Origin of the sequence: Salinilacustrithrix flava (assembly GCF_041228405.1) — a bacterium.
GTDB lineage: Bacteria > Actinomycetota > Acidimicrobiia > Acidimicrobiales > Salinilacustritrichaceae > Salinilacustrithrix > Salinilacustrithrix flava.
On sequence record NZ_CP133888.1, the window covers coordinates 185,407 to 200,622 of the forward strand.

General features: G+C 71.7%; 15 protein-coding genes and 2 tRNA genes. 3 read left to right on the forward strand and 14 right to left on the reverse strand.

Annotated features, from left to right (window positions below):
* Positions 1 to 6: 6 nt before the first annotated feature.
* From RGQ06_RS00975 to RGQ06_RS00985, 3 genes are read right to left on the reverse strand one after another with little or no spacing between them, the layout of a single operon-like run.
* Complete coding sequence (locus RGQ06_RS00975) at positions 7 to 2,931, reverse strand: EAL domain-containing protein (protein WP_432428351.1); 2,925 nt, start codon at positions 2,929 to 2,931, stop codon at positions 7 to 9.
* Entirely contained in the window at positions 2,928 to 3,374 is a 447-nt protein-coding gene (locus RGQ06_RS00980; RefSeq protein ID WP_432428352.1) for a response regulator, read from the reverse strand. The genes RGQ06_RS00975 and RGQ06_RS00980 overlap by 4 nt, the downstream gene beginning before the upstream one ends.
* The gene (locus RGQ06_RS00985; RefSeq protein WP_432428353.1) at positions 3,371 to 4,522 is read right to left on the reverse strand and encodes a sensor histidine kinase; all 1,152 of its coding nucleotides are present in this window, start codon (positions 4,520 to 4,522) and stop codon (positions 3,371 to 3,373) included. Before RGQ06_RS00985 ends, RGQ06_RS00980 begins: the two co-directional genes overlap by 4 nt.
* A gap of 110 nt (positions 4,523 to 4,632) precedes the next feature.
* Here RGQ06_RS00985 and typA point away from each other — a divergent pair, with 110 nt between their 5' ends.
* A complete protein-coding gene (gene typA / locus RGQ06_RS00990; protein WP_432428354.1) occupies positions 4,633 to 6,501 on the forward strand; it encodes a translational GTPase TypA in 1,869 nt (622 codons plus the stop codon).
* A gap of 69 nt (positions 6,502 to 6,570) precedes the next feature.
* Here typA and RGQ06_RS00995 read toward each other — a convergent pair whose 3' ends face one another.
* Genes RGQ06_RS00995 through RGQ06_RS01005 form a run of 3 tightly spaced genes read right to left on the reverse strand, consistent with a single transcriptional unit; the run spans position 6,571 to position 8,482 of the window.
* Positions 6,571 to 6,903 carry a hypothetical protein gene (locus RGQ06_RS00995; protein ID WP_432428355.1) on the reverse strand — a complete coding sequence of 111 codons (333 nt, stop codon included), beginning with the start codon at positions 6,901 to 6,903 and terminating at the stop codon, positions 6,571 to 6,573.
* Entirely contained in the window at positions 6,900 to 7,718 is an 819-nt protein-coding gene (locus RGQ06_RS01000; RefSeq protein WP_432428356.1) for a sulfite exporter TauE/SafE family protein, read from the reverse strand. Before RGQ06_RS01000 ends, RGQ06_RS00995 begins: the two co-directional genes overlap by 4 nt.
* The gene (locus RGQ06_RS01005; RefSeq protein WP_432428357.1) at positions 7,718 to 8,482 is read right to left on the reverse strand and encodes a GntR family transcriptional regulator; all 765 of its coding nucleotides are present in this window, start codon (positions 8,480 to 8,482) and stop codon (positions 7,718 to 7,720) included. The genes RGQ06_RS01000 and RGQ06_RS01005 overlap by 1 nt, the downstream gene beginning before the upstream one ends.
* A gap of 87 nt (positions 8,483 to 8,569) precedes the next feature.
* Between RGQ06_RS01005 and RGQ06_RS01010 the strand changes: the two genes are divergently transcribed.
* Complete coding sequence (locus RGQ06_RS01010) at positions 8,570 to 8,953, forward strand: limonene-1,2-epoxide hydrolase family protein (RefSeq protein WP_432428358.1); 384 nt, start codon at positions 8,570 to 8,572, stop codon at positions 8,951 to 8,953.
* A 55-nt stretch (positions 8,954 to 9,008) separates the two neighbouring features.
* On the opposite strand, the gene RGQ06_RS01015 is transcribed toward RGQ06_RS01010, so the two are convergent.
* From RGQ06_RS01015 to RGQ06_RS01025, 3 genes are all read right to left on the reverse strand, one after another.
* Positions 9,009 to 9,084: transfer RNA gene (locus tag RGQ06_RS01015), tRNA-Glu, on the reverse strand.
* Between the two features lie 89 nt (positions 9,085 to 9,173).
* A tRNA-Gln gene (locus RGQ06_RS01020) sits at positions 9,174 to 9,248 on the reverse strand.
* Between the two features lie 18 nt (positions 9,249 to 9,266).
* A complete protein-coding gene (locus tag RGQ06_RS01025; protein ID WP_432428359.1) occupies positions 9,267 to 9,929 on the reverse strand; it encodes a YdcF family protein in 663 nt (220 codons plus the stop codon).
* 83 nt (positions 9,930 to 10,012) lie between these two features.
* Here RGQ06_RS01025 and RGQ06_RS01030 point away from each other — a divergent pair, with 83 nt between their 5' ends.
* Positions 10,013 to 10,501, forward strand: a complete 489-nt coding sequence (locus tag RGQ06_RS01030; RefSeq protein ID WP_432428360.1) for an SRPBCC family protein — start codon at positions 10,013 to 10,015, stop codon at positions 10,499 to 10,501.
* A gap of 20 nt (positions 10,502 to 10,521) precedes the next feature.
* Here the strand turns inward: RGQ06_RS01030 and RGQ06_RS01035 are convergent, their stop codons facing one another.
* The 5 genes from RGQ06_RS01035 to RGQ06_RS01055 all read right to left on the reverse strand — a co-directional run bounded on the left by RGQ06_RS01035 (position 10,522) and on the right by RGQ06_RS01055 (position 15,192).
* Complete coding sequence (locus tag RGQ06_RS01035) at positions 10,522 to 10,902, reverse strand: STAS domain-containing protein (RefSeq protein ID WP_432428361.1); 381 nt, start codon at positions 10,900 to 10,902, stop codon at positions 10,522 to 10,524.
* Between the two features lie 122 nt (positions 10,903 to 11,024).
* Complete coding sequence (locus tag RGQ06_RS01040) at positions 11,025 to 11,567, reverse strand: hypothetical protein (RefSeq protein ID WP_432428362.1); 543 nt, start codon at positions 11,565 to 11,567, stop codon at positions 11,025 to 11,027.
* Positions 11,568 to 11,577: 10 nt separating this feature from the next.
* The gene (gene cimA / locus RGQ06_RS01045; RefSeq protein ID WP_432428363.1) at positions 11,578 to 13,266 is read right to left on the reverse strand and encodes a citramalate synthase; all 1,689 of its coding nucleotides are present in this window, start codon (positions 13,264 to 13,266) and stop codon (positions 11,578 to 11,580) included.
* Positions 13,263 to 14,177 carry a branched-chain amino acid transaminase gene (locus tag RGQ06_RS01050; RefSeq protein WP_432428364.1) on the reverse strand — a complete coding sequence of 305 codons (915 nt, stop codon included), beginning with the start codon at positions 14,175 to 14,177 and terminating at the stop codon, positions 13,263 to 13,265. Before RGQ06_RS01050 ends, cimA begins: the two co-directional genes overlap by 4 nt.
* 31 nt (positions 14,178 to 14,208) lie before the next feature.
* The gene (locus RGQ06_RS01055) at positions 14,209 to 15,192 is read right to left on the reverse strand and encodes a 3-isopropylmalate dehydrogenase (protein WP_432428365.1); all 984 of its coding nucleotides are present in this window, start codon (positions 15,190 to 15,192) and stop codon (positions 14,209 to 14,211) included.
* Positions 15,193 to 15,216: the final 24 nt, after the last annotated feature.

A 15,216-nucleotide genomic window follows, 5' to 3' on the forward strand; every position in this document is an offset into this window, starting at 1 on the left:
GCGCCGTCAGTCGACCGGGGCCCAGCACGGGGTCCCGGTCGACCCGGCATTCCGCACCAGCTCCAGCGCGTCGGCGACCGACACCGCAGGGCTCCACAGGAAGCCCTGCCCGATGTCCACGCCGAGCTGGCACAGCCGCTCCCGCTGGGCCTCGTCCTCGACGCCCTCGGCGACGGTGCGCAGGCCCAGGGCGTGGCCCAAGCCGATCACGGCCGAGACGACGGCCGCGTCGTCGCCGGCGTCGCCCATCCCGGCGACGAAGCCCCGGTCGATCTTCAGGTAGTCGACGGCGAAGCGCTGCAGGCGGCTGAGCGAGGAGTAGCCGGTGCCGAAGTCGTCGATGGCGAGCTCGACGCCGATCTGCTTGATCTCCTCGAGCGTGGCGGCCGCGGCGTGCTCGTCGGCAAGCGCCGACTCCACCACCTCGATGCACAGCAGGTGGGGCGGGAACCCCGCGTCCTCGACCAGCTGGCGGACCATGGCGGGGAAGCCGGGGTCGCCGATCTGGGTGGCCGACACGTTGACCGCGATCGTCGGCGTGGCGTCGGCATGCTCGGCGTGGAGCACGGCCAGGGCGTCGCACGCCTCGGCCAGCACCTGCTGGTCGATCTGGTCGATCACGCCGCTCTCCTCGGCCAGCTCGATGAAGTCGGCCGACTCGGAGATCTGCCCGTCCTCGCCCTCCCGGCGCGCCAGCGCCTCGAAGCCGACCAGGTCGCCGGTGTGCAGGCAGAACTGCGGCTGGAGGTGGGCGTGGATCTCGCCCGCCACGAGCGAGCGCAGCAGGTCGTCGGCCTGCTCACGCCGGTCGCGGTTGCGCTGCTGCAGGGCATCGTCGAACAGCCACACCGTGTCCTTGCCGTTGCCCTTGGCCTCGTACATGGCGGCATCGGCGTTGCGGAGCAGCCCGTCGGCCGGCACGCCGGGCTGGGACATGGCCACGCCGATCGTCGCGGAGAGGTGCAGGCTGTGGTGCCCGATGCGGAACGGCGCCCGCACGGCTCGCAGGACCCGCTCCGCGATCGCGACCGCACCTTCCGGCCCCTGGAGGTCAGCGAAGCCGACCACGAACTCATCCCCGCCGATGCGAGCCACCAGGTCCCCGGGTCGCAGGACCGACCGCAGCCGATCGGCGATGATCTGCAGGGCGAGGTCGCCGGCGGTGTGCCCGACCCGGTCGTTCAGGGCCTTGAAGTCGTCCAGGTCGATGAACGTCACCGCCGCCAGGCGACCGCCGGCTTCGTGCTCGGCCAGGGCGGCGTCGAGGCGCTCGACGAAGAGCCGGCGGTTCGGCAGCGCGGTGAGCGGGTCGTGGAACGCCTGGAACTCCAGCTCCCGCTCGAGCCGGTCCCGCTCGGTGTTGTCGAAGGAGGCGTAGACGGTGCCGTGGAAGTCGATCTCGTCGTCGTCGATCCGCTCGACCACGACGTGCAGCGGCACGATGCTGCCGTCCGCCCGCGGGGCATCGAGGTCGCCCTCCCACGGCTTGCCTTCGGCGAGGGTCCGTTGGATGTCCTCGGTCACGTTCTGGTCGGTCGTCTCGAGGCCCAGGTCGGCCGTGCTGCGTCCGAGCGCCTCGCTGCCGCTGATGCCGAACAGCGCCTCGGCCCGGTCGTTCCAGTACACGAGGATGCCGCTGTCGTCGGTGAGGCCGATGGCCACCGGCAGGCGGGCGAGGAGGCGGCTCTCCAGCCGGCGGGCGATCTGGTGCAGGCGCGTGTCGGTGACGTCGCTGCCGGTGACGGCGATGGCCCCCACCCGGGGATCGTCCAGCAGGTTGACGACGGACAGGTCGAGGGCGCGCCAGCGGCCCTCCCCGTCCAGGGCGCGGATGGTGACCTGCTCCTCGGTGCCCGGCACCGCACTGACCCGGGCGAAGACGTCCATGGCCAGGACCCGGTCGGTGGGCTCGATGAGGGAGAAGGCATCCTCACCGATGCGCTCGCCGGCCGTCAGCCCGAGCAGCGAGCAGGTGAGCTCGCTCACGTGGAGCACGGCGGCATCGGGGCCGATCAGGGCGAAGATCGGCGACGTGGTGTCCAGCGCGCCGAAGATGCGGGAGTCACGGGCCAGGGCGCCTCGCTCGGCGGCCTTCAGGTCGCTGACGTCCAGGTGGATCAGGACCGCACCGCCGCCCATCTCGCCCGACGGGTTGACGCGCAGGCTGAACCACCGCTCCTCGTCCGGGGTCGGGCACGGGTAATCCATGGTGAAGGAGTCGAGGTCGCCGGACAGCACCCCGCGGATGCCCTGGGCGATGGCGTCGGCACCCTCGGCGAAGCGCCCCGCCGCGTGATCGCAGACGGCGAGGTAGTTCACCCCGATGCCGATGCGGGTCGGATCTGCGCCGGACAGCACGCCGGTGCGCTCCCATGCCCCGTTGACCGCCACGATCCGTCCGCTCCCGTCGATGACGGCGATCGGCGAGGAGATGGAGTCGAACACCGCGGCGGCAGACGCCAGCATCTGGCGGTGGCGGATCGAGCCGCGACGGCGCTGGATGGCGCGGGCCACCACGTCACCGAGCAGCTGGGGGTCCAGGTCCGCCTTGCACACGTACTCGTCCGCGCCCTCGGCCATGGCGGCGTGGACCATGGGCCCTGCGGCCTGGCCGGTGACGATCACGACGGGCGTGTCGGGTGCGGCGGCCGACAGCAGCGTCACGCTCTCGAGCCCGGAGGCGTCGGGGAGGGACAGGTCGAGCAGCACGCAGCTGACCGGGCGCTCGATGAGCGACTGGCGGGCGTCGCGGAGGGTCGCGACGCAGGACACGCGCGCCCGATCGGCGCCGGCGTCGACGAGGGTCTCCAGGATGAGCCGCTGGTCCGAGATGCTGTCCTCGACCACGAGGACCGACAGCGCGCCGAGCTCGACGGTGGGGGCGACGACCGGGGCCTCGACGTCGAGCCGCTGGTGGACGGCGTCGCTCACGCCGTGTCCTCGCGCTCGGGCAGGCGGACCATGCCCAGCCAGAACTCCTCGACGGCACGCACGACCTTGAGGAACTGGTCCAGGTCGACGGGCTTGGTGAGGAAGCAGTTGGCCCCGAGGTCGTAGCTCTCGAGGACGTCGGCCTCGGCGTCGGAGGTGGTGAGCACGGCGACCGGGATGCTGCGCAGGTCCGGGTCGCCCTTCATCTCGGCCAGGACCTCCTTGCCGTCCTTGCGGGGCAGGTTGAGGTCGAGGATCACGATGTCGGGGCGGGGCGCGCCGGCGTGATCGCCGCGCTGCGCCAGGAAGTCCATCGCCTGGACCCCGTCGCGCGCCACGTGGAGCTCGTTGAGGATCTTGGCGTCCTTGAGCGCCTCCTGGGTGAGGCGGACGTCGGCCGCGCTGTCCTCCACCAGGAGGATCTGCATCAGGTGCACGGTCATCGGGCCTCGCTCCGGTCGGGCAGGGTGAACCAGAAGGTGGATCCCCCCCAGTCGTTGGTGCCGACCCCGATGGACCCGCCGTGCTGCGCCACGATGCGCTCGGTGATCGACAGGCCGATGCCGCTCCCCGGGTGCTGGTCGGAGGTGTGCAGCCGCTGGAACATGCGGAAGATCCGCTCCCGGTACTGCTCCTCGATGCCGATGCCGTCGTCGGCGACCTCGATGCGCCACCCGTCGTCCCCGTCCTGGCGGCGAGCGGAGACCTCGACCCGGACCGGCTGGCCCGGTCGGCGGAACTTGACGGCGTTGCTGAGCAGGTTCTGGACGACCCGGATCAGCTGCGTGCGGTCGCCCCGCACCGTGGGGAGCCCGGCGTGGTCCACGACGGCACCGGCCTCCTCGACCTGGGCACCGAGGGCAACGACGGCCTGGTCGACCAGGTCTGCGAGGGCGACGTCGCCGACGGCGAGCTCGGCTCGTCCCGCCCGCGAGTAGGCCAGCAGGTCGCTGATCATCGTGCGCATGCGCTCGCAGCCGTCGACGGCGAAGTCGATGAACTCGTCGGCGTCGGCGTCGAGGCGGCCCTGGTAGCGCCGGGCGAGCAGGCCGACCATGCCGGCCACGGCGCGGAGGGGCTCGGACAGGTCGTGGGAGGCGACGTAGGCGAACTGCTCGAGGTCGGTGTTGGATCGCTCGAGGTGCCGGTTCCGGATGTCGAGCTCGCGGCGGTAGTGCTCGAGCAGGGCTTCGGTGCCGAGCCGGTCGGTGATGTCCCGGGCGATCATGGCCACGCCGATCACCGCGCCCCCGGCATCGCGGACCGGTGCGGTGGTCTCCCCCACCATGACGGTGCTGCCGTCGCGCCGGATGCGGCGGGCCTCCACGCCGGCGACGGACTCGCCCGCCACGACCTCCTCGATCACGGAGACGCTGGCGGCGCCGTCGGCGAGCACCACCTCGTAGGGCCGGCCGACCATCTCGGCCGCGGTCCAGCCGTAGAGGTCCTCGGCACCCCGGTTCCAGCTGGTGACCACGCCGTCGAGATCCACCGAGACCACCGCCTGCTCGGTCGCGTCGACGATGGCCGCCAGGAGCGCGCGGTGGTCCTCGAGGATCGGGCCGGTGGTCCGGGGCCCAGTGGTGGTCACTTGACCATCGTGACCCATCCGGGACCGCCGCAACAGGGCCGAAAGAGGGTATCGAACTGATTCATTCTAGTCTGGTGTGTTCCCCCCTCTCCCGCCTTCGGAGGCAGTCAGTGGCGCTACGCGCAGATCTCAGGAACGTGGCCATCGTGGCCCACGTCGACCACGGCAAGACCACCCTGGTGGACAAGATGCTGTGGCAGTCCGGCGCGTTCCGCGAGAACCAGGACGTCGCCGACCGGGTCATGGACTCGATGGACCTCGAGAAGGAGAAGGGGATCACGATCCTGGCCAAGAACACGGCCATCCCCTACCTGCCCGAGGGCGGCGAGCTCGTCAAGATCAACATCGTCGACACCCCCGGGCACGCCGACTTCGGCGGTGAGGTCGAACGGGCCCTGTCGATGGTCGACGGCATCCTCCTGCTGGTCGACGCCAGCGAGGGCCCGCTCCCCCAGACCCGCTTCGTGCTGCGCAAGGCCCTGCAGGCCCGCCTGCCGGTGATCCTCGTGGTCAACAAGGTCGACCGGCCCGACTCCCGCATCGACGAGGTCGTGCACGAGGTGGAGGAGCTCTTCCTCGACCTCGACGCCGACGAGGACCAGATCGACTTCCCCATCGTCTTCTGCGTCGCCCGGGACGGGCGGGCCACGATGGAGCGCCCGAGCGACGGCGAGGGCATCCCCGAGGGCGCCACCCTGCGCCCGCTGCTCGACCTGCTCGTCGACCACATCCCCGCCCCCGAGTTCGACGACGAGATGCCGCTCCAGGCCCTCGTCACCAACCTGGACTCCTCCCCCTACCTCGGCCGCCTCGCCATGTGCCGCGTCCGCAACGGCCACATCCGCAAGGGCCAGACCGTCATGTGGTGCAAGGCCGACGGCACCCAGGAGCGGGTGAAGATCGGCGAGTTGTACATCACCGAGAACCTCGACCGCGTACCGGCCGAGTCCGCCGGTCCCGGCGAGATCATCGCCATCGCCGGCATCGACGAGATCACCATCGGCGAGACCCTCGCCGACGCCGAGGACCCGCACCCGCTGCCGGTCATCACCATCGACGAGCCCAGCCTGTCCATGACCGTCGGCGTGAACACCTCACCGCTGGCCGGCAAGGACGGCAAGAAGATGACGGCCCGCCTGGTGAAGGCCCGCCTCGACGCCGAGCTCATCGGCAACGTGTCGATCCGGGTGCTGCCCACCGAGCGCCCCGACACCTGGGAGGTCCAGGGCCGCGGCGAGCTGCAGCTGGCCGTCCTCGTGGAGATGATGCGGCGCGAGGGGTTCGAGCTCACCGTCGGCAAGCCCCAGGTGCTCACCCGGGAGATCGACGGCAAGGTCCACGAGCCCGTCGACCGGGTCACCGTCGACGTGCCCGACGACTACCTCGGCGTCGTCCAGCAGCTGCTGGCCGTGCGCAAGGGTCGCCTGGAGCAGATCGTCAACCACGGCACCGGCTGGGTCCGCCTCGACTACCTCGTCCCGGCCCGTGGCCTCATCGGCTTCCGGACCGAGCTGCTCACCGAGAGCCGCGGCACGGCCCTGCTGCACCACGTGTTCGAGCGCTTCGAGCCCTGGGCCGGCGAGATCCGAGCCCGGCGCAACGGCTCCCTCGTCGCCGACCGCACCGGCGAGACCCGCAGCTACTCCCTGCTCAGCCTCCAGGAGCGCGGCCAGCTCTTCGTCGGGCCGGGCGTGACCGTCTACGAGGGCATGGTCATCGGCGAGAACGCCCGCACCGAGGACATGGACGTCAACCCGACCAAGGAGAAGAAGCAGACCAACGTCCGCGCCTCCTCCTCGGACAACTTCGAGAAGCTGATCCCGGCCACGGTCCTGTCGCTGGAGCAGGCACTCGAGCACATCGCCGAGGACGAGTGCGTCGAGGTCACGCCGAGCTTCGTGCGCATCCGCAAGGTCGAGCTGGACCAGAACCTGCGGGCCCGGGCGTCCAAGCGGGCCAAGACGGCCGCCGGCGGCTGACCAGGACCCGTTCTGGCCTACATCTGACCGCGCATGCGGGGGCGGATGTAGGCCAGAACGATCTCGTCGCTACGAACCGACGCCGAGCGCGGCGAGCGCGGCGCCCGCCGCCACGACCCCCAGGAGCGCGAGGCCGACGCCCACGAAGCGCCGGTCGTGCTCCTGGCGCCACCGGTGCACCAGCCACAGGACGCGCACGAGCGGGACCGCGATCACCACGGCCACGGCCGTGGTCGCCACGGCGATGGCGGCGTCCTCGGGGAGCACGGCCGAGAGCAGGCCGAGCGCCATCACGCCGCGGGTGACCCAGGTCAGCGCCGGCGCCTGCCACCGGCCCCGGATCGTGCTGACCTGGCCGCCGGGGATCGGCTGGCGGGGCACGGTGCCGCCGGTGTCGGTCACGCGCGCGCCACCAGGACGACGGACACGACGATCAGCAGGACCGAGAGCAGCCGGCGGATGACCGTGGGGCTGAGCGCGGACTGCAGGTTCGCGCCGAGCTGGCCCCCCACGAGGCTGCCGACGACCACGAGGGCGCTGGCCTCGACGTCGATGCGGCCCTGCAGGGCGAACACCACCAGCGCGGCGGACGACGTGACCCCGATCGTGAAGGTCGTGGTGGACGCTGCGACCTTCATCGGCACGTGCATGAGCTCGCTGGTGGCCGGGGTCTTGATGAACCCACCCGACGCACCCGCGGTGCCGGCGATGAAGCCGGCCAGACCCATGAAGCCGAGGCCGCTGGGGAGCCGGTCCACCCGGTAGGGCACCACGCCGTCGCCGAGCGGGTACGCGCCGGTGAGGGCCCCGACCCGCTCGCCGACGTCGCCCGCGTCGCACTCGGGGTCGGGCGGGTTGCGCAGCCCGCCCCGCCGGCCGCCGGCGACGGCGGCCGCGAACGCGACGATCGCCAGGACGTAGGTGAGGGCCTCGTCGCTCACGAAGCCGGAGACGAGGGCGCCGCCGACTGCGCCGGTGGACGCGCTGAGCTCGGTGACCACGCCGAGGCGGTGGTTGACCGTGCGCTCGCGCAGCTGGCGAGGCCCGGCGGAGATCGACCCGGCTGCGACGGTGAGGAGCCCGAGCGGCGCGGCCTCCGAGGCCGGCATGCCGGTCAGCACGAGGGCGGGCACGAGCAGCACCGCGCCCCCGAGGCCGCCGAGCGCCCCGATGGCTGCGGTGGCCAGCGCGAGCACCGCGTAGCCGACGACCTCCATCAGGCGTGGTCGGTCGCCTGCAGGACGGTCTCGTAGCCGCCGGAGGGCGACCACTGGGCGACGAAGGTGTAGCGGTCGCCCCGGATCACCGTCTCGCGCCACTCCAGCGCCTGCCCGTCCGCGGTGCAGGACCGGCGCCGGATGCGGAACACCGGCTGCTTCGACGCGACACCGAGCAGCTCCCGGTCGGCATCGCCGGGCAGTTCGGTGGCGATCCACTCCGTGCCCGACGCCGGGCGGACCCCGCAGCGGGCCTGCAGCTCGTCGTAGAGCGAGGTGTGCGTGAAGTCGACGTCGAGGATCGGGAGGGCCACCTCGGCCGGCAGCCAGACGGTGTCGTGGGCCAAGGGGAGGCCGTCGGCGCTGCGCAGGCGCTCGAGGCGCACCAGCTCGGCGTCGGGCGCGAGGTCCAGCCGGACGGCGACCTCGCCGTCGGAGACCACGGAGCGGTCCAGCACCTTGCTGCGCTGCTCCAGGCCTCGGGCCTCGATCGAGCGGAACAGGCTGTAGATCGCACCGGTGGCCTGCTCGAAGGTGGGTGAGCGCACGAAGGTGCCCCTGCCCCGCTCCCGGCGCACCACGCCCTCGGCCTGGAGGCGGCGGACGGCCTCCCGGGCGGTGTGGCGGGACACCCCGTAGTCGGAGGTGAGCTGGAGGTCGGTCGGGAACCCCTCGGTGAACTCGCCGGCGTCCAACCGGCCCCGCAGGTCCTCGAGGAGCTGAGCCCAGAGCGGGAGGGGGCTGGACCGGTCGAGCTGGCGCACGTGTCTGAACGTACGGACGTCCGGGGGCCCGCGCAACCGGCGGTGTGGTCAACTCGGGCCCACCGACATCCCTGGACCGGAGGACCCGTGACCGCCGAACCGAGCACCGCTGCCGCCACCGTCGATGCCTTCATCGCCGCCATCTGCGCCGACGACCTCGAGCGCGCCCTCACGATGGTGAGCGACGACGTCGTCTACGACAACGTACCGGTCGGCGCCGTGGAGGGCCCCGACGGCATCCGCCAGGTGCTGGGTGGCTTCCTCGCCCCGGCCACCGGGATCGACTGGGTCGTGCACCGCCAGGTGGCCGAGGGCGGCACCGTGATGAACGAGCGCACCGACCGCTTCGAGATGGGCGGCACGTGGCACGAGCTGCCCGTCATGGGCGTGTTCGAGGTCGTCGACGGGCGCATCACCCTGTGGCGCGACTACTTCGACATGGCCCCGCTCCAAGCGCTGCTCGGCGGCTGAGCCGGCCCCGGACGCGGAAGACGCCCGGCTCCGTGGAGCTGGGCGTCTGTGCGCGTGGCACCCCGTACGGGATTCGAACCCGTGTTGCCGGCGTGAGAGGCCGGTGTCCTAGGCCGCTAGACGAACGGGGCAGGAACGGGCGAGCATACCGTCACCGGTGTGCTCACCAAAGCCCGGGCGGGCCGGGATGCGCCGCCCGGACCGAGGTCCGTGGGGCGCTTGGTTCGGGCGGGAGGACTTGAACCCCCAATGGCTGGACCAGAACCAGCTGTGTTGCCAATTACACCACGCCCGATCGGTGGGGCGAACCACGCTATCCGACGGGCCCGAGCCCGAGCGAACGCACGCTGGAGAGCTGGTCGTCGAGGTTCACCAGGCGGCGGAACCCGATGATGCGCCCGACGGCCACCGCCGCGGTCTCCCGGACCATCGCCTGGGCTCGACCCCGCGCCGACAGCCCCGGATCGATGGGTGACACCTGGGCCTGCAGGCCGAGCTCGTGGGCGATCCGGTCGAGCCGGTAGGCGTGGTAGTCGTCGCTGACCAGCACCACGTCGTCGATGCCCCGACGCGACAGCAGCACCGTCGCCGCGGCCAGCTGCGACCACGTGTTCGCGCCCTGCTCCTCCCGGAGGATCGCGCCCTCGGGGATCCCCTGGTTCCGCAGGTACGTGAACCCGGCCCGGGCCTCGGTGAAGCGGTCGCCGGGCTGCTTGCCACCGGTGACCACGATGGTCGGGGCCACGTCGGCCTCCCAGAGCTCCACGGCGTGCGCGAGTCGGGCCTCGAGCACCGGCGACGGGCGCCCGTCGTACTGGGCAGCCCCGAGCACGATGATCGCCTCGGCCGGTTCGTGAGACTCGCCGCTGGTGGCCTGCCACACCTGCACGAAGGTCACGCCCAGGTACACCAGGGCCAGGACGCCCACGAGCACGGCGGTCCGGACGCCGAGGCGGAGCGCACGGCCGATCGTCACGGCGGCGAGCGTACCGACGACCCCCGACGGAGCCGCGCACGTCGGTCCCCGACCGGCCCGTCCGGGCGTGCCAGCCTGGCCGGGTGCCCGGGACCGACGCGACGATGGACCAGACCACCGACACCGCCGACCTCGACCCGGGCGACGAGACCTCCGTGGTCGTCACCGCCGCGGCCGCCGTGCCGCCCGAGCAGGTCTGGCACACGCTGGTCGAGCGGACGAGCGACTGGTGGTCCACGCCCTACCTGGCGCCCGACGCCGAGCCGATGCGCCTCGAGGCCCACCTGGGCGGGCGGGTGTGGTCCGGCAGCCGGACCGCCGACGGCGGCACCGGGCAGCTCCACGGCACGATCCGGGCCTTCGACCCGCCCGAGCGACTCGAGGTGGGCAGCGTGCTCGTCCCCGGCGCCTACGCCGGCTCCATCACCATCACCGTCGAGCGCACCGGGCTCGGCTCCGAGGTGCGGGTCGAGCAGATGGCCCGCGGGCGCGTCGACGCCACCGTCGAGGAGCGCATCTCCACCGGTTGGACCCAGCTCCTCGCCCGGCTCACCGACCTCGCCGACCGCTGATCGCCCAGGCCCCGGCCGGTTCAGGCCGCGGCGACGACCGTGGGGCAGAAGTGCATGGGTGAGTCGGTGACGACCTGGAGCACGCGGCGCACCACGCCCGTGGCGCCGGACAGCGTGAGGTGGCCGTCGAGCGGATCGAGGCGATGCTGCACCTCGTCCCACAGGTCGAGCCCGTCGGAGGTGCACAGCAGCAGGCCCTCGAGGTCGACGCGCACGTCGGTGTAGCCCTGCGCCAGCAGCTCCTCGAGCTGACGGGCGTGCTCGGGGGCGGTGGCGGCGCAGAGGGCCCCACGGATGCGCAGCGAGGCGACGTGGTGCACGTCGTCGGTGGGGCCGAGCGTGGACCCGAGGATGGAGGTGGGCTCGCCGTCCGTGTCGAGGGTCGGAGTCGTGGAGGCCATGGCAAAGACGCCGTTCTGCTCGTCGTGTGTCGCGGCACCCCCCAGTGCCTGCTCTCGACCGTACGCCACGTCATCCGGGAACGCAACGCCCTGGCGTCGCGCAGGCGCCGGGCCGGACGACCTCAGGTGTGGGCGGCGTCGAGGTCGAGCTGGTCGCGCCACCCGGCGGCGTAGCCCTGGCTGACCTGGGCCGGCGTCTGGCGCAGCACGACCGGGGGGACCATGTCGACGAGGCGACGCAGCTCCATGTAGTGGTGGAAGTGCGAGACCTCCTCGAACAGCTCGTGGCGCAGCTCGACCAGCTCCGGGGCCGGCGACGGATCGAGGAACCCGAAGAGGGTGGCGGCGATGCGCAGGTCGTGAATCACCGGCGCCCGGCCGAGCACCGAGGCCCGCTTCAGTCCGATGGCGACGATGCCGGCGAGGGCGTCCTTGGCGTGCTCGCCCTCGGTGAGGTGGAGCTCGGGCTCGAGCAGGCGGGCGAGGCGCAGCGCGTAGCCCTGGTCCGGTCCGGGGCTGCCCAGCAGGTCGCCGACGGGCTGGCGGTGATCGTCGGCGAAGTCGGCCGGACGGTCGGCCCGCCAGCTGTCCGGACGCCGCGGCGGGGAGCCGTAGGTGCGGACATCCAGGTTGGGCTTCGTCGGGACGTGCTCGGGCGCTGCCACGGCTTTGAGACTACGCAGCCGAGTGCTGCAGGCCGTAGACGATGGCGTCGATGAGCGCGGTCCAGGATGCCTCGATGACGTTCTCCGACACCCCGACGGTGAACCAGGTGTCCTCGCCGTCGGAGGTCTCGATCAGCACCCGGGTGACCGCCTCGGTGCCGACGCTCGTGTCGAGGACCCGCACCCGGAAGTCGACCAGGTGGATGTCCTCGATGCCGGGGAAGTGGCCGTTGAGCGCACGCCGCAGGGCCTGGTCGAGGGCGTGGACGGGGCCGTTGCCCTCCCCCACCGCGATGCGGCGCTCGTCGCCGATCCACACCTTCACGGTGGCCTCGGTGGACAAGTCGACGACGCCTTCGGCGGCAGCCACGGCCAGGGCGAGGGCGTCGCCCTCCCGGTGGTAGGAGGTCACCCGGTACGACTCGGTGCGGAACGGGTCGGCACCGAGGCCGAGCGTGCGCCGCATCAGCAGCTCGAGGGAGGCGTCGGCCGCCTCGAACACGTAGCCGCGCGACTCGAGGTCGTTCACCGTCTTGGCCAGCTCCGCCGATGCCCGGGCGTCGAGCTCGATGCCGAACTCCTCGGCCTTCATCTTCATGCCGGCCCGACCGCCGAGGTCCGAGACCAGGACGCGGGTGTGGTTGCCGATCGCAGCCGGGTCGACGTGCTCGTAGGACTTGGAGCCGACCTTGCCGAGGGCCGAGGTGTGCAGGCCGCCCTTGTGGGCGAAGGCGGAGGACCCGACGTAGGGGTCGGCGGCGTGCGGGGGCAGGTTCACCAGCTCGCTGACGTGGCGGGACACGGCCGTGAGCCGTTCGATGCGCCCCTCGGGCAGGCACTGCACGCCCATCTTCAGCTCGAGGTTGGGGATGCAGGTCATCAGGTTGGCGTTGCCGGTGCGCTCGCCGTAGCCGTTGGCCGTGCCCTGCAGGTGGGTCGCCCCGCCCAGCACGGCAGCGATGGAGTTGGCCACCGCGCAGCCGGTGTCGTTCTGGGTGTGGATGCCGATCTGGACGTCGTCGCCGAAGTGGGCGTGGACCTCGCCGGTGATGCGCTGGACCTCGTGGGGCAGCGACCCGCCGTTGGTGTCGCACAGCACCAGGCACTCGGCGCCCTCCATCGCCGCCGCCTCGAGGACGCGCAGGACGAACTCGGGGTTGGCCTTGTAGCCGTCGAAGCAGTGCTCGGCGTCGAAGAAGACGCGCAGCCCGGCGGCCCGCAGGAAGCGGACCGAGTCCTGCACCATGGCCACGCCCTCGTCGAGGGTCGTGCCGAGCGCGTCGGTGACGTGGAAGTCCCACGACTTTCCCACGATGCAGGCGGTGGAGGTGCCGGCCTCGACCAGGGCGGCGAGGGTGGGGTCGCTGTCGGTCTTGCCCAACGGCTTGCGGGTGGAGCCGAACGCGACGAGGTCGGCGGTGCCGAGGGACAGCTCCGACGGCGCCCGGCGGAAGAACTCCTGGTCCTTGGGGTTGGCCTGCGGGTAGCCGCCCTCGATCCAGCGGACGCCGAGGTGGTCGAGCTGCTCGGCGATGCGGAGCTTGTCGTCGACCGACAGCGAGATGCCCTCGAACTGGGCCCCGTCCCGGAGCGTCGTGTCGAAGATGTCGATGCTCATGCGGTCGCCTCGCACGCTTCGGCTCCCTGCCGGGGCCGGCGCTGGCGCTTCTCCCGGCCCCGGGGACGCGCTGGCGGTCATGCCAGCTCCACCCACTCCTTGTACTTGGGGATCTCGCCGCGGACGAGCTTGGAGTACTCCTCGGCGATGGTGGCCGTCATCGGGCCGGGGCAGGGGATCTCGCGGTCGTCGACGCTGTTCACCGCCGAGACCTCGGCGGCCGTGCCGCACACGAACAGCTCCTCCGCGACGTAGAGGTCGGAGCGGGCCAGGTCGCCGATGACGACCTCGTAGCCGTGGTCGGCGGCGATGGCCATGACCGTGGACTGGGTGATGCCCTCGAGCGCGCCGGACGTGATCGGCGGGGTGATGAGCTTGCCGTGGCGAGCGGCGAAGATGTTCTCGCCGGTGCACTCGGCCACGAGACCCTGCGGGTTCAGCATGATCGCCTCGTCGTAGCCGGCCTTGAGCGCCTCGACCTTGGCCAGGCTGGAGTTCACGTAGTTGCCGGTGGTCTTGGACGCGGGCGGCATCGTGTTGTGCTCGTGGCGGGTCCAGGACGAGATCTTCATCCGCACGCCCTTGGTGGCGGCGTCGTCGCCCAGGTAGGCGCCCCAGGGCCAGCACGCGATGGCGACGTCGACCGAGCAGGGCAGGGTGTTGAGGCCCATCTCCCCGTAGCCGTAGTAGGCGATCGGGCGGATGTAGGCCGACGGCAGGCCGGACTCCCGGACGACGAGCTTGGTGGCCTCCACCAGCTCGTCCACCGAGTACGGCATGTCCATCATCATGATCTTGGCCGAGCTGTGGAGCCGCTCGATGTGCTCGGTGAGCCGGAAGATGCCCGGCCCGCCCGAGGTCTCGTAGGCCCGGATGCCCTCGAACACGCCCATCCCGTAGTGCAGGGAGTGGGTGAGGATGTGGATGTTGGCTGCGTCCCAGTCGACGAGCTCGCCGTTCATCCAGATCTTCGAGGTGGGGGTGATGGGCATCGGGTTCTCCTGTCGCGCCGGTCGTCCAAGACTACGAGACGCGCCGTGCGATCTCGTCGCCGATGTCGGTCGTGGAACCGGCCGGCACGTCCTCGCACGCCGCCCGGATCCGGGTGGCAGCGTCGGCCTCGCCGAGGAACTCGAGCATGATCGCCGCCGACAGGATGGCAGCGGTCGGGTTGGCCTTGCCCTGCCCGGCGATGTCCGGCGCCGAGCCGTGCACCGGCTCGAACATGGACGGCGCGGTGCGATCCGGGTTCATGTTTGCGCTGCTGGCCAGGCCGATGCCGCCGGAGATGGCGCCGCCGAGGTCGGTGAGGATGTCGCCGAACAGGTTGTCGGTGACGATGACCGAGTACTGCTGGGGATCGTTCACGAAGTGGATGCAGGCCGCGTCGATGTGCTGGTAGCCGGTCTCGACGTCGGGGTACTCGGCGGCGACCTCGTCGAAGGCCCGCTGCCACAGGTCCCCGGCGAAGGTGAGCACGTTGGTCTTGTGGACGAGCGTCAGCTTCTTGCGGTCGCGGCTCCTCGCCAGCTCGAAGGCGTACCGGATGCAGCGCTCGACCCCGTGGCGGGTGTTGACCGAGCCCTGGGTGGCGATCTCGTGCGGCGTGCCCTTGCGCAGGAACCCGCCCTCGCCCGCGTAGGTGCCCTCGGTGTTCTCCCGGATCACCTGGAAGTCGATGCCCTGCTCGGTGAGCAGGAACGGGCGCAGGTTGATGTACTGGTCGAACTCGAAGCGCATCTTGAGCAGGATCCCCCGCTCGATGAGGCCGCCCGGGATCTCGCCGGGCACGCCGCCGACCGCGCCGAGGTAGATGGCGTCGTAGCCGCGTAGCTCGTCCATGGTCTCGTCGGACAGCACCTCGCCGTCGCGCTGCCAGCGCTGAGCACCGAGGTCGAAGTGGGTGGCGTCGATGTCGACGCCGGCCGCCTCCATCACCTTCAACCCCTCGGCGACGACCTCGGGTCCGATGTAGTCCCCACCGATGACGGCGATCCTGTGGCTCATGGTCCGGCATTGCACCGCCGGGGT

Bases quoted from the DNA above. Each gene is read 5' to 3' on its own strand.
- RGQ06_RS01035 (WP_432428361.1), bottom strand. From the start codon at position 10,902: ATGGCCTCCACGACTCCGACCCTCGACACGGACGGCGAGCCCACCTCC.
- RGQ06_RS01055 (WP_432428365.1), bottom strand. From the start codon at position 15,192: ATGAGCCACAGGATCGCCGTCATCGGTGGGGACTACATCGGACCCGAG.
- cimA (WP_432428363.1), bottom strand. From the start codon at position 13,266: ATGACCGCCAGCGCGTCCCCGGGGCCGGGAGAAGCGCCAGCGCCGGCC.
- RGQ06_RS01000 (WP_432428356.1), bottom strand. From the start codon at position 7,718: ATGGAGGTCGTCGGCTACGCGGTGCTCGCGCTGGCCACCGCAGCCATC.
- RGQ06_RS01050 (WP_432428364.1), bottom strand. From the start codon at position 14,177: ATGCCCATCACCCCCACCTCGAAGATCTGGATGAACGGCGAGCTCGTC.
- RGQ06_RS00980 (WP_432428352.1), bottom strand. From the start codon at position 3,374: ATGACCGTGCACCTGATGCAGATCCTCCTGGTGGAGGACAGCGCGGCC.